This is a genomic window from Maribacter sp. UH1, from assembly GCF_056839145.1.
In genome coordinates this window covers 2,381,118-2,397,491 of sequence record NZ_CM166387.1, presented here as the reverse complement: position 1 = coordinate 2,397,491, position 16,374 = coordinate 2,381,118, and the positions used below count along the sequence as shown (strand labels likewise).

18 protein-coding genes are annotated in these 16,374 nt (G+C 35.4%); 15 read left to right on the top strand and 3 right to left on the bottom strand.

The genetic code is table 11. The features are described from left to right. The first annotated feature begins 185 nt into the window (after positions 1-185). The 14 genes from UH1x_RS10505 (at position 186) to UH1x_RS10440 (ending at position 11,549) form a co-directional block, all read left to right on the top strand. Positions 186-1,727, top strand: coding sequence for an amidase family protein (locus UH1x_RS10505; RefSeq protein WP_482621643.1), 1,542 nt, complete (start codon positions 186-188; stop codon positions 1,725-1,727). Between the two features lie 103 nt (positions 1,728-1,830). Further along, positions 1,831-2,709 carry an endo alpha-1,4 polygalactosaminidase gene (locus UH1x_RS10500; RefSeq protein ID WP_482621642.1) on the top strand — a complete coding sequence of 293 codons (879 nt, stop codon included), beginning with the start codon at positions 1,831-1,833 and terminating at the stop codon, positions 2,707-2,709. A gap of 44 nt (positions 2,710-2,753) precedes the next feature. Then, positions 2,754-3,080 carry a DMT family transporter gene (locus UH1x_RS10495; RefSeq protein WP_482621641.1) on the top strand — a complete coding sequence of 109 codons (327 nt, stop codon included), beginning with the start codon at positions 2,754-2,756 and terminating at the stop codon, positions 3,078-3,080. Positions 3,081-3,195: 115 nt separating this feature from the next. Next, positions 3,196-4,983 carry a tetratricopeptide repeat protein gene (locus UH1x_RS10490; RefSeq protein ID WP_482621640.1) on the top strand — a complete coding sequence of 596 codons (1,788 nt, stop codon included), beginning with the start codon at positions 3,196-3,198 and terminating at the stop codon, positions 4,981-4,983. Positions 4,984-5,058: 75 nt separating this feature from the next. Further along, on the top strand, positions 5,059-5,691 hold the full coding sequence (locus tag UH1x_RS10485) for a DUF4286 family protein (protein WP_482621639.1): 633 nt from the start codon (positions 5,059-5,061) through the stop codon (positions 5,689-5,691). Between the two features lie 20 nt (positions 5,692-5,711). Beyond that, positions 5,712-6,578 carry a 16S rRNA (adenine(1518)-N(6)/adenine(1519)-N(6))-dimethyltransferase RsmA gene (rsmA, locus tag UH1x_RS10480; RefSeq protein ID WP_396632398.1) on the top strand — a complete coding sequence of 289 codons (867 nt, stop codon included), beginning with the start codon at positions 5,712-5,714 and terminating at the stop codon, positions 6,576-6,578. Next, a complete protein-coding gene (mgtE, locus tag UH1x_RS10475) occupies positions 6,565-7,917 on the top strand; it encodes a magnesium transporter (RefSeq protein ID WP_482621638.1) in 1,353 nt (450 codons plus the stop codon). The genes rsmA and mgtE overlap by 14 nt, the downstream gene beginning before the upstream one ends. Positions 7,918-8,013: 96 nt before the next feature. Then, positions 8,014-8,379, top strand: coding sequence for a cupin domain-containing protein (locus UH1x_RS10470; protein WP_482621637.1), 366 nt, complete (start codon positions 8,014-8,016; stop codon positions 8,377-8,379). A 10-nt stretch (positions 8,380-8,389) separates the two neighbouring features. Then, a complete protein-coding gene (locus tag UH1x_RS10465) occupies positions 8,390-9,334 on the top strand; it encodes a 2-hydroxyacid dehydrogenase (protein ID WP_482621636.1) in 945 nt (314 codons plus the stop codon). 1 nt (position 9,335) lies between these two features. Continuing rightward, positions 9,336-9,791, top strand: a complete 456-nt coding sequence (locus UH1x_RS10460; protein WP_482621635.1) for a DUF1801 domain-containing protein — start codon at positions 9,336-9,338, stop codon at positions 9,789-9,791. 6 nt (positions 9,792-9,797) lie between these two features. Beyond that, positions 9,798-10,184, top strand: a complete 387-nt coding sequence (locus UH1x_RS10455) for a VOC family protein (RefSeq protein ID WP_482621634.1) — start codon at positions 9,798-9,800, stop codon at positions 10,182-10,184. Positions 10,185-10,239: 55 nt separating this feature from the next. Next, the gene (locus tag UH1x_RS10450; protein ID WP_036151530.1) at positions 10,240-10,635 is read left to right on the top strand and encodes a TM2 domain-containing protein; all 396 of its coding nucleotides are present in this window, start codon (positions 10,240-10,242) and stop codon (positions 10,633-10,635) included. A 79-nt stretch (positions 10,636-10,714) separates the two neighbouring features. Beyond that, positions 10,715-11,038, top strand: coding sequence for an ArsR/SmtB family transcription factor (locus tag UH1x_RS10445; protein ID WP_482621633.1), 324 nt, complete (start codon positions 10,715-10,717; stop codon positions 11,036-11,038). 10 nt (positions 11,039-11,048) lie between these two features. Further along, complete coding sequence (locus UH1x_RS10440; RefSeq protein WP_482621632.1) at positions 11,049-11,549, top strand: GNAT family N-acetyltransferase; 501 nt, start codon at positions 11,049-11,051, stop codon at positions 11,547-11,549. Here the strand turns inward: UH1x_RS10440 and UH1x_RS10435 are convergent. The 3 genes from UH1x_RS10435 to UH1x_RS10425 form a co-directional block, all read right to left on the bottom strand. Then, complete coding sequence (locus tag UH1x_RS10435; protein ID WP_482621631.1) at positions 11,546-13,372, bottom strand: GNAT family N-acyltransferase; 1,827 nt, start codon at positions 13,370-13,372, stop codon at positions 11,546-11,548. The genes UH1x_RS10440 and UH1x_RS10435 overlap by 4 nt on opposite strands. 80 nt (positions 13,373-13,452) lie before the next feature. Further along, positions 13,453-14,700, bottom strand: a complete 1,248-nt coding sequence (locus UH1x_RS10430; protein ID WP_482621630.1) for an aspartate kinase — start codon at positions 14,698-14,700, stop codon at positions 13,453-13,455. A 36-nt stretch (positions 14,701-14,736) separates the two neighbouring features. Beyond that, positions 14,737-15,219 (bottom strand): GNAT family N-acetyltransferase, encoded by a 483-nt coding sequence (locus UH1x_RS10425; protein WP_482621629.1) that lies wholly within the window; start codon positions 15,217-15,219, stop codon positions 14,737-14,739. Between the two features lie 108 nt (positions 15,220-15,327). Here UH1x_RS10425 and fbp point away from each other — a divergent pair, with 108 nt between their 5' ends. After that, positions 15,328-16,338, top strand: a complete 1,011-nt coding sequence (gene fbp, locus UH1x_RS10420; RefSeq protein WP_482621628.1) for a class 1 fructose-bisphosphatase — start codon at positions 15,328-15,330, stop codon at positions 16,336-16,338. Positions 16,339-16,374: the final 36 nt, after the last annotated feature.

Genomic DNA, 16,374 nt, shown 5'->3' with positions numbered 1-16,374 from the left:
ACGCCGTACAACAGAGGTTGTACGGCGTTTTATATTAAAAAAATATACCTAAAAATATGGAAATGATAAAATCAACTTTTCATTACCAATGCTACCGCCTAACCACATCTATATTCACTATTTTAGTAGAAGGTTCAATTTTCAATAGAAACATAAATTGACAAAATTTTAAAACCTTCTTCATTATGAATTTCAAATTCAATTGCTGTTTATTACTTATAAGTATAATTTTTCTTGGCTGCTCTGATGAAAAAAGTATCGAAGAAAAAAAGATAAATATTGAAGAATTAACCATTTCCGATATACATAAATCATATCAAGACAAAACCTTCAACAGTGAACAGCTAGTGAATACCTATCTTGAAAGAATTAAAAATTTTGATAGCACTTTGAACGCAATTACTGTGGTAAACCCACAAGCGCTAAAAATAGCAAAAGAACTTGATGAAGAATACCAGCGAACAGGCATTTTACGTCCTTTACACGGCATACCGTTAATTGTTAAAGATAATATTAATACAGAAGGTTTACCTACTACTGCCGGATCACTAGCACTGCAAAACTATATACCTGAAGAAGATGCGTTTATCATTAAAAAACTTGTTGAAGCCGGTGCTATAATCATTGCAAAATCTAACATGGCAGAATGGGCATTTAGCCCTATGCATAGCAAAAGTTCAACAGCTGGTACAACTAGAAATCCATATAACACCAATTATGTACCTGCTGGATCTAGTGGTGGCACTGGTGCTTCGATAGCTGCTAATTTTGGAACTATAGGACTAGGAACAGATACCGGGAATTCCATTAGAGGACCTTCATCCCATAATGCATTAGTAGGGTTTAGAACCACGCTAGGTTTAGTTAGTAGAAGCGCAATTGTTCCGCTTTATTTGAGAAATGATGTAGTCGGCCCTATGTGCCGTTCTGTTGAAGATGCAACTAAAGTTTTAGAAGTTATTGCTGGTATAGATACTAAAGACCCACTTACAACATATTCAGAAGGGAAGACACCAAAAGATTACACACAGTTTCTTAAAAAAGATGCCCTGAAAGGTTCTAGAATAGGTGTTCTAAGAACCTTAAGTGATGACAATCCGCATCCTGAAATAAATCAATTATTTAATAACGCACTTGTCCAATTAGACTCTTTGGGAGCTTCGGTCATCGATTCGGTTATCGTACCTGATTTTCAAAACTTAAGACAAAACCAATGGTGTGCAACATTCAGAACAGATGTCGAGACTTTTTTATCCGATTTCGTTAAAAATGATTCACTAAAAACCATTGAAGATATTATTGAAGTAGGAAGCAAGTCTGATTTTGCGAGAGAAAGATTAATTAGAAATGCCGCCCACACTGGAAGATGGGAAGATTCAGATATACCCTGTTTAGATGCCTACACAGATATACGTAGGGTTGCTTTTAGAGAAGCAATTGAAAATATGATGGACTCTTTACAACTAGATGCTATAGTCTATCCATCATGGAACAACCCGCCAGCACCAATTGATCAATTTCAAGAAGAATATAAGGGAGATAATAGTCAAATTATTAGTCCGCATACAGGACAGCCAGCTTTTACCGTCCCTATGGGTTATACAAGTAAAAATTTACCTGCGGGACTTCAGTTTCTAGGCAGAATGTATGACGAGCCTGTTTTAATAGGCCTTACCTATTCTTATGAACAGGGCACCAAACACAGAAAAACACCTAATTTAAAATAGCATCAACTTTCATATTAAGGTTCGAATAGGCTAATTCCTATTCTCAGGCGTATATAAACAGACAGTCTTTTATATGTCTTAAATTTTACCTTAAATACTTATTATGAAAAACCTCATCTTACTTTTAATGTTATCGGTCTTTCTTGCTTGCAGCAATCCAGATGACAATACTAATACCGAAGAGGTAACGGAAGAGGTAACGGAAGAGGTAACGGAAGAGGTAACGGAAGAAAATGAAAATTTCAACGCTATACCAGTTTACAACCACGCATATATTGAAAATTTTGAGGTAGATCAAGTTGAGTACATTGCTTTAAATGCAACTAATGCTTACGTATTGGTTGATCCTGTTGAAGATGATGTTGCAGAATCCATTGCTGAAATAAAAGCAAATGGAAATCAATTGGCAGCATATATAAGCATTGGAACAGGTGAAGATTGGAGAGATGATTTCAATCAGCTTCAACCTTTTTTAACTACCGAACAATGGGCAGAGTGGCCAGGTGAATATTTTGTAAATACCACCACTACCGGAATAATCGATGTTATGAAAGCTAGAATTGATAAAATTGCCGATTTAGGTTTTGATTGGGTAGAATTCGATAATATGGACTGGGCTTTATATGATGATACGCGAGAAACTTATGGCATTCAAGTATCGAAAGAAGATGGTATTGCCTACTATCAAGAGCTTTGTAATTATGTACATGAAAAAGGCATGAAATGTATGGCAAAGAACTTCGTTGAAAATGCCGAAGATTTTGATGGGGTAACATATGAATCATACAATGATGAGAAAAATTGGTGGGATACCTCTGGAGCACAAAGCTTTTTAGATGACGAAAAACTTGTTATAATAATTCATTATAACGAGAGCAACTGTGACCAAGTCTATGCTGATTACCAAGCTATTTACAATGAAGACCTTTCGTTTATCTGCGAAGACACTACACTTAAAAAATACCTACATTACAATGAATAGGTAGAAGAGATTATCGACCTTTAGTATAATTAAGTATTTGTATTATGAATTGGGCACTGTTAATAATCGCCGGTCTTTTTGAGGTAATTTTTGCATTCTGTTTAGGTAAAGCCAAAGAAACCACTGGCAATGAAATGTATTTATGGTATGTTGGTTTTTTAGTTGCTCTTGCCATAAGTATGATATTATTAGTGAAAGCGACACAAACATTACCCATTGGTACCGCATATGCCGTGTGGACAGGTATTGGCGCCGTAGGCACAGTACTCGTTGGTATATTCGTATTCAAAGAACCGGCAACCTTTTTACGTATACTTTTTATTACAACATTAATTGGTTCTATTATAGGTCTTAAAGTAGTATCTCATTAATTAGATAGTGACTACAAGATTTGCTAACTAGAAATAAATACTATACCCGCATAAAATCAAGTGCTTGTTAGCATCTACTTAACAACAACTTATTGCATTCTATGTATCTTTGATTATGCGCTTTACCTTTTTCATAATTACATTTTTAGCTCTGTCTACATTAGGCTTTGCCCAAGATGATTTCTTGGCGAAGCAATATTTTGCTGATGGTGATTTTGAAAAAGCAGTAGTTTTCTATGAAAAACTAGTAGAAAAAAGCCCTAGAAGAACGGAATATGTTCAAGATTTAGTTGCCTGTTACCAGCAATTAGAACGTTACCAAGATGCTGAAGATTTTTTAAATCAGCGTTTGAAAGACCGAAATCCGTATCCCACATTATTGATTGATCTAGGTTATAACTACAAGTTACAGGACAATGAACAGATGGCACAAACGTATTATGATAAGGCGCTAGATGTTATCCCTAAAAACCCTAATTACGGTTATGCCTTAGGTCTTCAATTTCAAAAATACAGCCTGCTGGACTTAGCGATTAAAGCTTTTAAAAATTCAATGGAATTGAACCCTGCTTTAAACTTCAATTTTCAACTTGCCAGAATATATGGAGAACAAGGTAATGTTGAGGCAATGTACAACTCATACCTCAATCTTGTTATTGATGGAAAAACCTCTAAATCTAATATTTTAAGAAGTATAGATGATTTTATCTCTGAAGATGCAACGGACAAAAATAACATCCTATTAAAAAAGGTATTACTAGAGCGTGCACAGAAAAACCCAGATGTTCTTTGGAATGAGCTTTTAAGCTGGTTATTTGTTCAGCAAAAGCAATACGGTAGTGCGTTTAGGCAAGAAAAAGCCATTTTTAAACGCATGAACGGCAGCTCTACCACCAGATTGGAGAATTTAGGCAACGATGCCTTGGATAATAAAGAATATGACACCGCAAAAGATATCTACGGTTACATCATTGAAAACACCAGTAATAAAATTACGCAATTAGATGCAGAACTAAACCTAATTGATATTGATTTACTAAATGCTACAAACGGACAGTTAGAAGCTATTCATAAAAAGTACGATGCTCTTGTAGATATTTACGGATATAAATCGCAATCATTACAGCTGCAAGTTGCCTATGCAAATTTTCTTACGTTTAAAAAGAACGACCCCGCACCTGCAGAAAAATTACTAAAGAATAGTCTAGAATTACCGTTAAGCGATAGAGGTACCGCTTATTTAAAACTAGCACTAGGCGATATTTTAGTGTATGACAAAAAGTTTAATGAAGCACTTATCTATTTTTCTCAGATTCAGCAAAAATTAAAAAACGATGTTTTAGGTCAAGATGCACGTTATAAAGTAGCACAAACCAGTTTTTACAAAGGAGATTTCGATTGGGCATTAACGCAATTAAAAGTACTACGAAGTTCTACTTCTCAGCTCATCGCAAATGATGCTATGCAGTTGAGCCTTTTGATATCAGACAATTCGTTGGAAGATTCCACGCAAACTGCCTTAAAAAAATATGCGAGAGCAGATTTCTTGGCCTATCAAAATAAAACCGATGAAGCCATTACCGCTTTGGGAGATATATTAGAAAATCATAAGGGAGAAAAGATCGAAGATGAAGCACTTTTAAAACAAGCACAACTATTTGAAAAGCAAAACAAATACGAAGACGCTCAATTAAACTATCAAAAAATCATCACATTCTATGGCAATGGTATTCTTGCAGATGATGCATATTATGCACTGGGCGAACTTTACCGTAAACAATTCAATGACCCCATAAAGGCAAAAGAGCAATACGAGAAAATCATCTACAATTATCAAGACAGCTATTACTTTCCTGAAGCCCGTAAAAACTTTAGAATTTTAAGGGGAGACGTCATAAATTAAAATCACTACCTATCTAATTCGTTTTAAGCCCTAGTTGAACTAACTTTGCAATTCAAATAGAACTTGAAATAATACATGTACATATATAACGTTACCACCAATATAGAAGAAACGGCCCATGATACTTGGCTGCAATGGATGAAAGAAACGCATATACCACAAGTTCTTTCAACCGGTAAATTCTTAAGCGCAAAATTCACTAAAGTTTTGGTAGAAGAAGATATGGGTGGCTATACCTATTCAGTTCAATACACCGTACCGGACAAAGCTACTTTAGACAGGTATTATGAAGAAGATGCACCGGCACTAATAGAAAGTATTCAAAAGAAATTTACAGGTCAGTTGGTTTCTTTTAAAACAGAATTAGAAGTAGTAGATGAGTTCTTTGTACAAAGAGCTACAGCAACCCACTATTTATTCACCTACGGAACTTTACAGGAAAGAGAAGTACAATTGGGAGTATTCGCAAGACCTTTAAACGGATTTGAAGACGAATTACCATTATATACAATATCAGATATAAAAGTAGCCGACCTCTACCCTACACTGCAACACACAGGATCAAAAGAAGATTCAATTAAAGGTCAAGTATATACTCTATCTCATCAAGAATTACATAAAGCAGATAGATACGAAGGTGAAGCATACGAAAGAATTGAGATTCAATTGGCATCGGGAAAAAAAGCTTGGGCCTATAAAGCAAAATAAACTGTCGCTAAAAGAGATTTATGGGAACGAAAAGAAAGAAGAACAAAGGTGATAAGTATGCTCATAAAAAGCATCATGAAAAAGGTCCTGTAAAAGCGAAGAAACATTTAGGTCAGCATTTTTTAAAAGATGAAGACATTGCCAGACAAATTGCCGAAACACTATTACAGCAAGATTATAAAAATGTCATAGAAATAGGTCCAGGAACAGGCGTTTTAACCAAATACCTACTTTTGCGAGATAGCAATTTAGTAGCAATGGACTTGGATACGGAGTCCATTACGTACTTAAACGAAACTTTTCCTTTAGAACACCCAAAGGCATTTGAGGGCGATGGTTCTTTCAAAGTGATAGAAGCAGATTTTCTAAACTTTGATATTTCCACTTTGTTCGGCGATGAGCAATTTGGTATTACCGGTAACTTTCCATACAATATATCTACACAGATCGTCTTTAAAATGTTGGAGCTTCGAAATCAAATACCTGAATTTTCAGGGATGTTTCAGAAAGAAGTTGCGCAGCGTATTTGTTCAGCAGAAGGCAGTAAAGCATATGGCATTTTATCGGTTTTAGTTCAAGCTTTTTACGATGCCGAATACCTTTTTACGGTAGAACCAGATGTTTTTGACCCACCACCAAAAGTACAATCGGGAGTTTTAAGATTAACACGTAAAACCAACTTTGAACTTTCTTGTGACGAGCAATTATTATATAGAGTAGTAAAAACCGCTTTTAATCAACGTAGAAAGACATTACGTAACAGTTTAAAAACATTTTCATTATCAGATAATCTAAGAGAAGATACTATATTTGACCTTAGACCGGAACAGTTGGCGGTTGACGATTTTATAGCATTGACGAACAAAATAGCGGATGACACCCTTTAAGCTTACAGAAGAACTTGTAGTAGAGATAGAACAGCTCATTGAACAAAGCAATGATACTGAACTAAACTCTATGTTAAGTACTGTGCATTATGCCGATGTTGCTGAAATCATTAATGAATTGGATAAGGACAAAGCTACCTATCTAATTAAATTATTGGACAGCGATAAAACTTCCGATGTTCTTACAGAGTTAGATGAAGATGTTCGTGAAGCTATATTAAGCAGTCTATCTACAAAAGAAATTGCCGGCGAATTAGAGGAGCTAGACACCGATGATGCCGCAGATATTATTGGCGAGTTACCTAAAGACCAAATACAAGACGTTATCTCTAAAATTGAAGATAGAGAACACGCAAAAGATATCGTTGATCTTTTAAGATATGCAGATGATTCCGCAGGTGGTCTTATGGCAAAAGAGCTCGTAAAGGTCAATGAAAACTGGAATGTACTCACTTGTGTTAAAGAAATGCGCACACAGGCAGAAAATGTAACCCGCGTACATTCTATTTATGTGGTAGATGACGAAGACAAGCTAAAAGGTCGGTTATCTTTAAAAGATCTATTGACCACTTCAACCAAAACACATATTAAAGATGTTTTTATAAAGAATGTAGATTCTGTCAACGTTAATGAAGACCCAGAAGAGGTAGCAAGAATCATGAGTAAGTATGATTTGGAAGCCATACCTGTAGTTGATGAAATTGGTAGATTGGTGGGTCGTATTACTATTGATGATATCGTTGATGTCATCAAAGAAGAAGCTGAGCGAGATTACCAAATGGCGGCCGGTATATCTCAAGATGTAGAAGCTGATGATAGTATTTGGGATCTTACAAGGGCGCGTTTACCATGGTTGATCTTAGGTCTATTTGGTGGTGCAGGTGCCGCTTTGATCATGGGTGGTTTTGAAGAAATGTTTCGTGAATACACTGTACTCTTTCTATTTACGCCATTAATAGCTGCAATGGCAGGTAACGTTGGTGTACAATCTAGCGCCATAATAGTACAAGGTTTGGCAAATGACGATATTAAAGGAAGTATAAGTAGTAGATTAATCAAAGAAATGCTTTTGGCATTGTTGAACGGCGTTATACTTTCCTGTTTATTATTGATTTTTACATGGATTTGGAAGGGAGATTTCCTTACCTCCTTGGCAATTTCCATTTCACTTATTGCAGTGATTGTTGTTGCCGGATTCATAGGTACTTTCGTGCCATTATTTTTAGACAAAAGAGGTATTGATCCCGCCATTGCAACCGGACCATTTATTACCACAAGTAATGACATTTTCGGTATTTTAATCTATTTTTCTATCGCCAAGTTAATTTTGGGCATATAATAAACTACTACTCTTCTTTTTAGAATACTGTGGCTTTCCGTATATTACTCTATTAAATTCCTTTCACTGCTAATTTAGAATCGAATATATACGCCCATGAAAAGCATTAATCTTAAAGAAAAATATGATTTGGTAAATGGGCATTGGCATCCACATCAAATAGGTGTTGTAGATAATATGCAGGTTTTATTGGCAAAGCTGAAAGGTGAATTTGTATGGCATTCACACGACAATGAAGATGAGCTTTTTCAAGTAGTAAAAGGTACTTTGTATATGCAATTTAGAGACCGTACGGAAGTAGTACATCAAGGAGAGATTATTATAGTCCCCAAAGGCATTGAACATTGCCCAATAACGAAGAACGATGAAGAAGTACACGTAATGCTTTTTGAAAAGTTAAGTACTGCCCATACGGGCAACGTTGCAGACGAAAAAACAAAAACAGATTACCCCGAAATATAATTAAGCATAAATGAAAGTATTACACGTAGATATAAATCACCCATTGATCATTGAACAATTCGCTGAATTAGGTTTTCAGAACGATGAAGATTATAGCTCAACTAAAGAACAGATTGAAGCAAAAATCGAAGATTATGACGGACTCATAATTAGAAGTAGATTTTCTATAGACGCTGCATTTTTAGACAAAGCAAAAAACTTGAAATTTATAGGTAGACTAGGCGCAGGTTTAGAAAACATCGATACAAAACACGCAAAATCACTAGGTATTTTTCTAGCTGCTGCACCAGAAGGCAATCGTAATGCCGTTGGTGAACATGCTTTAGGTATGCTTTTATCTCTTTTTAATAAGCTGAACACGGCAGACAAAGAAGTTAGAAATGGCAAATGGGACCGTGAAGGTAACCGTGGTATAGAACTAGAAGGCAAAGTTGTAGGTATCATTGGTTATGGTAATATGGGAAAAGCCTTTGCTAAAAAACTAAAAGGTTTTGATGTAGAAGAGGTTATTTGCTATGACATACAAGGAGGTGTAGAAGATGAAAATGCACGCCAAGTAGGTATTATGGAATTCCAAAATAGAGTTGATGTTGTTAGTCTACATGTACCACAAACAGAATTGACCATTGCTATGGTCGATGCTGAATTTCTAGAAAAATTCAATAATCCCATTTGGATTATAAATACGGCCAGAGGCAAATGCATTATAACTACAGATTTGGTCGATGCCCTAAAATCAGGAAAAGTTCTTGGTGCAGGTTTAGATGTACTAGAGTATGAAAAAGCCTCTTTTGAAAATATGTTTACAGATAACAATTTACCTGAAGCATTTCAATATCTAATTGACTCTGACCAAGTGATTCTAACACCACACGTAGCAGGTTGGACGGTAGAAAGCAAAATAAAACTGGCCCAAACGGTAGTAGATAAAGTGAAAGCAAAATTTTTAGAGTGATATGAAATATAAAGCCAACACACCAGACGAATATATTGCCCAATTACCCCTAGACCGCAAAGAGGTAATTGAAAAGCTAAGAGGTATTATTTTACAAAATTTACCCAATGGTTTTGAAGAGCAATTAAGTTATGGCATGTTGGGCTATGTAGTGCCACATTCTTTATATCCGGCTGGGTATCATGTACAAGCAGAACTACCGTTGCCTTTTATAAATTTGGCTTCACAGAAGAATTTTATCGCACTTTATCACTCCGGCATATATGCAGACCCTGCTTTAATGAACTGGTTCAAGAACGAATACCCTATTCATTGCAAACGCAAGCTAGATATGGGCAAAAGTTGCGTTCGTTTTAAAAGTATGGATGATATTCCGTACGAGCTCATTGCAGAACTATGCACTAAAATGACTCCCCAAGAATGGATTAGTTTATATGAGAATAATATCAATAAATAGATAGCTATGAAAAATAGAGTAACAGGCTTAGGCGGATTCTTCTTTAAAACAAAAGACCCTGACCATTCTAAAAATTGGTACAACAAGCATTTAGGGCTAAATACAGATCAATATGGCTGTACTTTTTGGTGGAAAGACAAAGCAGGCAACGACTGCTCAACACAATGGAGCCCCATGAATGCAGATACAGAATATTTTGAACCTAGCCAGTCTAGTTTTATGATGAACTTTAGGGTTGAAAACCTAGTTGAGCTATTGGAAGTTCTCAAGAAAGAAGGAGTTACTGTTGTTGGTGATATCCAAGAATTTGAATATGGAAAATTTGGATGGATTTTAGACCCAGACGGAAATAAGCTAGAACTTTGGGAACCAATTGATAAAGCATTTCTATGATGTTTAAATAATCGCTACATTTAACCCTTAATAATAACCACCAAACAACAAGAGAATGTCAGAAGAAAACAAAGATTTCGGAGATAAGGCAGAAGAATCTGCAAAAGAATTTAGCGAAGGAGCTAAAAAAACAGCTAATGAATTTACTGCAGGAGCTAAAGAAGCTTTTAGCGGAGGTCCAGGAGGAGACAATAAAAAAGTATTAGCAGGATTATTAGCAATATTTTTAGGAGGATTCGGAGTTCATAAATTTATTTTGGGATATCAAAAGGAAGGATTTATTCTTTTGGGTGTTTCAGTGGCTGCCTGGGTTTTATCCTGTGTTGGGGTTGGTCTACTTTTCGTATGGGTTCCAGGAGTTATAGGATTGATTGAAGGTATCATCTACTTAACAAAAACCGACGAAGAATTTTACAACACATACCAAGTAGGCAGAAAACCTTGGTTCTAAATAACTTAAGCCAGATAAAACAATATCTGGCTTTTTTTATATATTTTATTATCGTAATATAGCAATATATAAATACAAAATGGGAGTTACCAAAACACAAATTTTTAATACAGAGCAGAATAAGTTGGCGGTCATTTTCAAGGTACTGTCCAACCCTGCACGTATTGCAATTCTACAATATATAAGTCAGCAAGATGCATGTATTTGCAATGACATCGTTGATGAAATAGGTTTAGCACAACCTACTATTTCACAGCATTTAAAAGAACTAAAGAGTATAGATTTAATTAGTGGTGAAATTGAAGGTAAAAAAGTATGTTATTGTATTAATTTACAAAAATGGACAGCGGTACAAGCACTATTAAATTCTTTCTTCGACGCCACCAAAAGCAATTGTTGTTAAAAAACTTTATATGAATGAAATAACAATAAGAACAATGCTGCCCACAGATTGGGAATTCGTTGCTAATATTTACAAAGAAGGCATTGATACTGGTATAGCCACTTTTGAAACCAATGTTCCCACTTTTAAAACTTGGGACAAAGCACATATGAGCACTTGCCGTTTTGTAGCTGAAAGTGATAATGAAATATTAGGTTGGGTTGCACTCTCCCCAGTTTCCAACAGATGTGTGTATGGCGGGGTGGCAGAAATAAGCGTCTATATTTCTAAAAAAAGCAGAGGTAAAGGTCTGGGTAAATTATTATTACAACATGTAATAAGCGCAAGCGAAGAAGAAGGTATTTGGACACTACAATCTGGCGTATTCCCTACAAACTATAGCAGCATCAAAGTCCACGAAGCTTCTGGCTTTAGAATGATCGGCAAACGTGAACGTATTGGAAAACTACACGGAAAGTGGGTAGACAATGTACTTTTTGAACGACGAAGTAGTATTGTTGGCGTAGATTAAATTTGCTCTTCTATCCCTGAATTTTGAGATTCCAATAACTTCCGTTCCAATTCTGCCTGAAATTCTTCCATGACAGGTTTTACAGTACTCTCAGGTAAATCGGCTATCTTAATGTACATTAATCCGTCTACCGAATTATTGAATAATGGATCAACGTTGAACGCGACTACTTTTGCATTTTGCTTAATATACTTTTTGATTAAAACCGGTAAACGAAGACTTCCAGGTTCTACCTCATCTATTAACCTATCAAACTTATTTAAATCGGCTTGCGTTTCATCAAAAACGAATTCCTTATCCGCATCATTAAGTTTCACTTTAAATTCCTTTTTAGGTCTAATGTACTGAGCAACATATGGATCCCAATAGTTAGACTTCATAAACTCGATCATCAATGATTTAGAGAAGTTAGAAAATTGGTTGCTGATACTAACACCTCCAATTAAATACTTATGCTCAGGAAATCGCAATGTAGTATGCACAATCCCTTTCCAAAGTAAAAATAAAGGCATTGGTTTTTGCTGGTATTCTTTGGTAATATAAGCACGACCCATTTCTATGGAATTTTGCATCATACCGTACAATTCTGGCTCTACCCTAAAGAGATCTTGAACATAAAAACCATTAATACCGTGTTCAGGAAAAATCTCTGATCCCATACCCATTCTATAGGCACCAACAATACATTTTGCTTGATTATCCCAAAGAAAAAGATGGTGATAATAACTATCAAAGCTATCTAAATCAATGGCTTTATTAGTCCCTTCGCCTATTGCTCTAAAAGTTACTTCGCGCTGTCTACCAATTTCTTTTAAGATGAACGGCATGTCTTTTTCCTTCGCTAAAAAAACCTCGTAGTTCTTACTTTGAAGTAAGCGGCAATCTTTTTCCCTAAGCTTTTCTATTTCCCCTTCCATCACCTCTTTACGTACAGCCTCAGCAATCTTCTTGGGTTGTTTAGGTATTTTAAGAGATGTAGGTATTTGATCTATTAAACGCTCTTTTTCATATGCATTAGACAACATATAGGTTTTACGACGCAACAGGTCTGTATACTCCTCTAAACTTTCAATCTCTTTTTGGGAATTTACAGAAATTGGTTGCCCTATTCTCACTTTAATAGGTCTATTTCTTTGAGAGAATACTTGTGACGGAATCATTGCCGTACGTAAAGAATCGCCTAATTTAGAAATGCGATAAAACAAAGAACTATTCTTTGCATGAAAATAAATAGGAACTACAGGTACATTTGCCTTTCTAATCAATTTTATAGCTGCCTCTTCCCAAGGTTTATCTACAATGAGTTTACCGTCTTTATAAGTAGAGACTTCACCAGCAGGAAAAACACCTAATACATGACCATTATTTAAATGTTCTAATGTTCTTTTGAATCCGGCAAGATTACTTCTGGCATCTTTATGTTCACTGAACGGATTTACAGGAAGAATATAAGGCTCTAACGGCACCATTCTTTGTAGTAGAAAGTTCGCCATTATCTTATAGTCTGGACGCTGCTTTACCATTAATTTAAATAGTAAAATACCGTCAATAGCTCCTAATGGGTGATTACTAATAGTAACATACGGACCTTCTTTGGGTAAACGTCTAAAATCCTCCTCAGGAATTTCGTAATCAATTTCAAAATGTTCTAGAATGGCATTTGCATAGTCTTCACCTTCTAAATGGGCAATAGAATCATAGAATCTATTAATGGCAGATAATCTCGTAATCTTCAACAACACCCAACCAATAAAAGCACCAAACACTCCGTATTTAGAGAGGTTGATAGCCTTGGCAACTTCCTTCGCGGTAACTAAACCCATAAATCATCATCGATTAGACTGTAAATATAGGAAAATAGCCCTTGTAGGTACCTATTAAAATTATTGCAATGATGTTGAAATTACTTCACTACTAGCTGAACAGTTTCCGTACCGCGTTGCTCCAATAACAACTCATGCCCGTTCTGTAATGATTCTAGCGCTTTTGTATTAAAGTGCCTAATGGTATACAAGGATACATTTTCATGATGAGCAACTTTAAACTTACTTTTCAATTGTTGTAAAAGTTTTTCTAAGCCTCCAAATTTATTGTCGATACAAACAGAAAAACTAATAGCGGAATTCTGGATTAAGTCTACCTTAATTTTATGCTGATGAAACAATTTAAAAAGTTCGCTAATACTGTCTTCTACTATGAAAGAGAAATCTAGCGATGATAATTTCATTAATACCTGATTCTTCTTAACGATGAAACAAGGAACTTTTGGTTCTATACCAACACCCTTACCTACCGTTGTTCCTTTTCCTTTAGGATTAACGAAAGATTTTACATGAAGCGGAATCTCTTTACGTTGCAATGGTTGTAATGTTTTTGGGTGAATTACCGATGCACCGTAGAATGCCAATTCAATAGCTTCTCTGTAAGAGATATTATTAAGCAATTGTGTTTCCTCAAAATATCTTGGATCTGCATTTAAAACGCCAGGTACATCTTTCCAAATGGTTACAGAATCCGCATTTAAACAATACGCCAATATAGCTGCAGAGTAATCCGATCCTTCACGCCCTAATGTCGTAGTAAAGTTGTTATCATCACTACCTAAGAAACCCTGTGTTATGTTCAACACCTTTTGGTCAATTTTGGTAACGTTCTCTTGCGTACGCTCCCAATCTACAGTGGTATCTCTATAATTACTATCGGTTTTAATGAAGTTTCGTACATCTAACCAATTATTTGTAATACCAACTTCCTTAAAGTACGCGCTAATTATGGTGGTAGAAAGTAATTCTCCGTAACCAACAATTTGATCGTAAACAAAGTTATAGTTTGGGGATTTGTTCCAAACTAAAAATCCGTTAATCTCATCGATTAATACTTTTATTTCCTTGTAAATAGCGTGCTGTGCATTAGGAAATAATTCTGAAATAATATTATGATGGTAATCTACCAACTCTGCTACTTTAGAAGGTATTTCTTGTTTATCGTTAAAATAAGCGTTTATGATATCTTCCATGGCATTGGTTGTTTTCCCCATTGCCGAAACAACCAAAAGCGTATTTTCATACCCTACTTCTTGCAAAACCTTCACTACATTTTTAACAGCATCTGCATCTTTAACAGATGCTCCTCCAAATTTAAAAACCCTCATACTCAATATCTATCTAATTTTTTTGTTCTTTTTCAATTAAGCCAATGCGCTTAAGTACTCCTTTATTCCGGTTTCATCCAATTGAACCACATCCCAATCTCTCATGACGTTAGCTCCTTTACTTTCATAGAAACCAATGGCAGGTTCGTTCCAATCTATTACCTCCCAGCTTATTCTCTTCACCCCTAAATCATTACCATATTTAACCACCTCGTTTAGCAGTGCCGTACCTAAACCTGAACCACGCATTTCTTTAGTAACGATTAAATCCTCTAAATGTATTACAGGTCCTTTCCAAGTAGAATATCTTGGGTATACTAAAGCCATACCAACAATTTTATCACTCTTTTCTGCAACAAAACAATGAAACAACTTCTGTTTACCAAATCCGTCTTCCTCTAAATCTTGCACACTTACTTCTACTGCATCATCTTCCTTCTCAAAAATGGCTAATTCTTGAATTAATTGAAGCACTTGCTTCATATCTTCTCTCTGGGCAACTCTAATTGTATAATTCATAATTGTTACAAATAAAACACAAAGTTATAAATTTAAAAAATGTAATTAAAATGAAAATGAAACGTTTAACAAAATACACGATATTTGTATATAACCATAAACTAAAAAATGTCTCCAAAAAGAAATCAGACCCTAGGCGAGTTTATTATTGAAAATCAAGATTCATTTCAATACTCTTCAGGTGAATTATCAAAACTTATTAATGCTATTAGATTAGCCGCTAAAGTAGTTAACCACGAAGTTAGCAAAGCAGGACTAATCGATATTTTGGGCGGAGTTGGTGAAACCAACATACAAGGCGAAGACCAGCAGAAACTTGATTTGTTTGCAAATGACAAATTCATTCAAACATTAAAAAATAGAGAAATTGTCTGTGGTATAGCCTCTGAAGAAGAAGATAGCTTCATCAGTATTAACAGTAATGATGAAAACCATCAAAACAAATATGTAGTCCTTATAGATCCTTTAGATGGTTCCTCTAATATTGATGTAAACGTATCCGTAGGTACTATTTTTTCTATTTACAGACGTGTAACTCCGGTAGGTACACCAGTAACTATGGAAGATTTTCTACAACCTGGCAACAAACAAGTTGCAGCAGGGTATGTTGTTTATGGCACCTCTACCATGTTGGTTTATACAACAGGTGATGGTGTAAACGGCTTTACTTTGAACCCGGCATTAGGTACGTTCTATCTATCTCACCCTAACATGCAATTCCCTGAAAATGGCAGAATCTATTCTGTAAACGAAGGTAACTACGTACATTTTCATCAAGGTGTAAAAGATTATATCAAGTACTGCCAAATGGAGGAAGATAACAGACCTTATACTTCTAGGTACATAGGTTCTTTAGTATCTGACTTTCATAGAAACATGATAAAAGGAGGTATTTACATGTACCCAAAGAGTAGTGTTACAGAGAGTGGTAAACTTAGGTTATTGTATGAGTGTAACCCAATGGCTTTTTTAGCCGAACAAGCAAACGGTTTAGCCATTGGCGGTAAAAACCGAATCATGGATATTGAACCAACAGAGCTACACCAACGGGTTCCATTTTTCTGTGGAAGCAAAAACATGGTAGAGAAACTACAAGAATTTTTAGATAAATATCATTAATAAAAAAAGGGAGCTAAACGCTCCCTTTTTTTTATT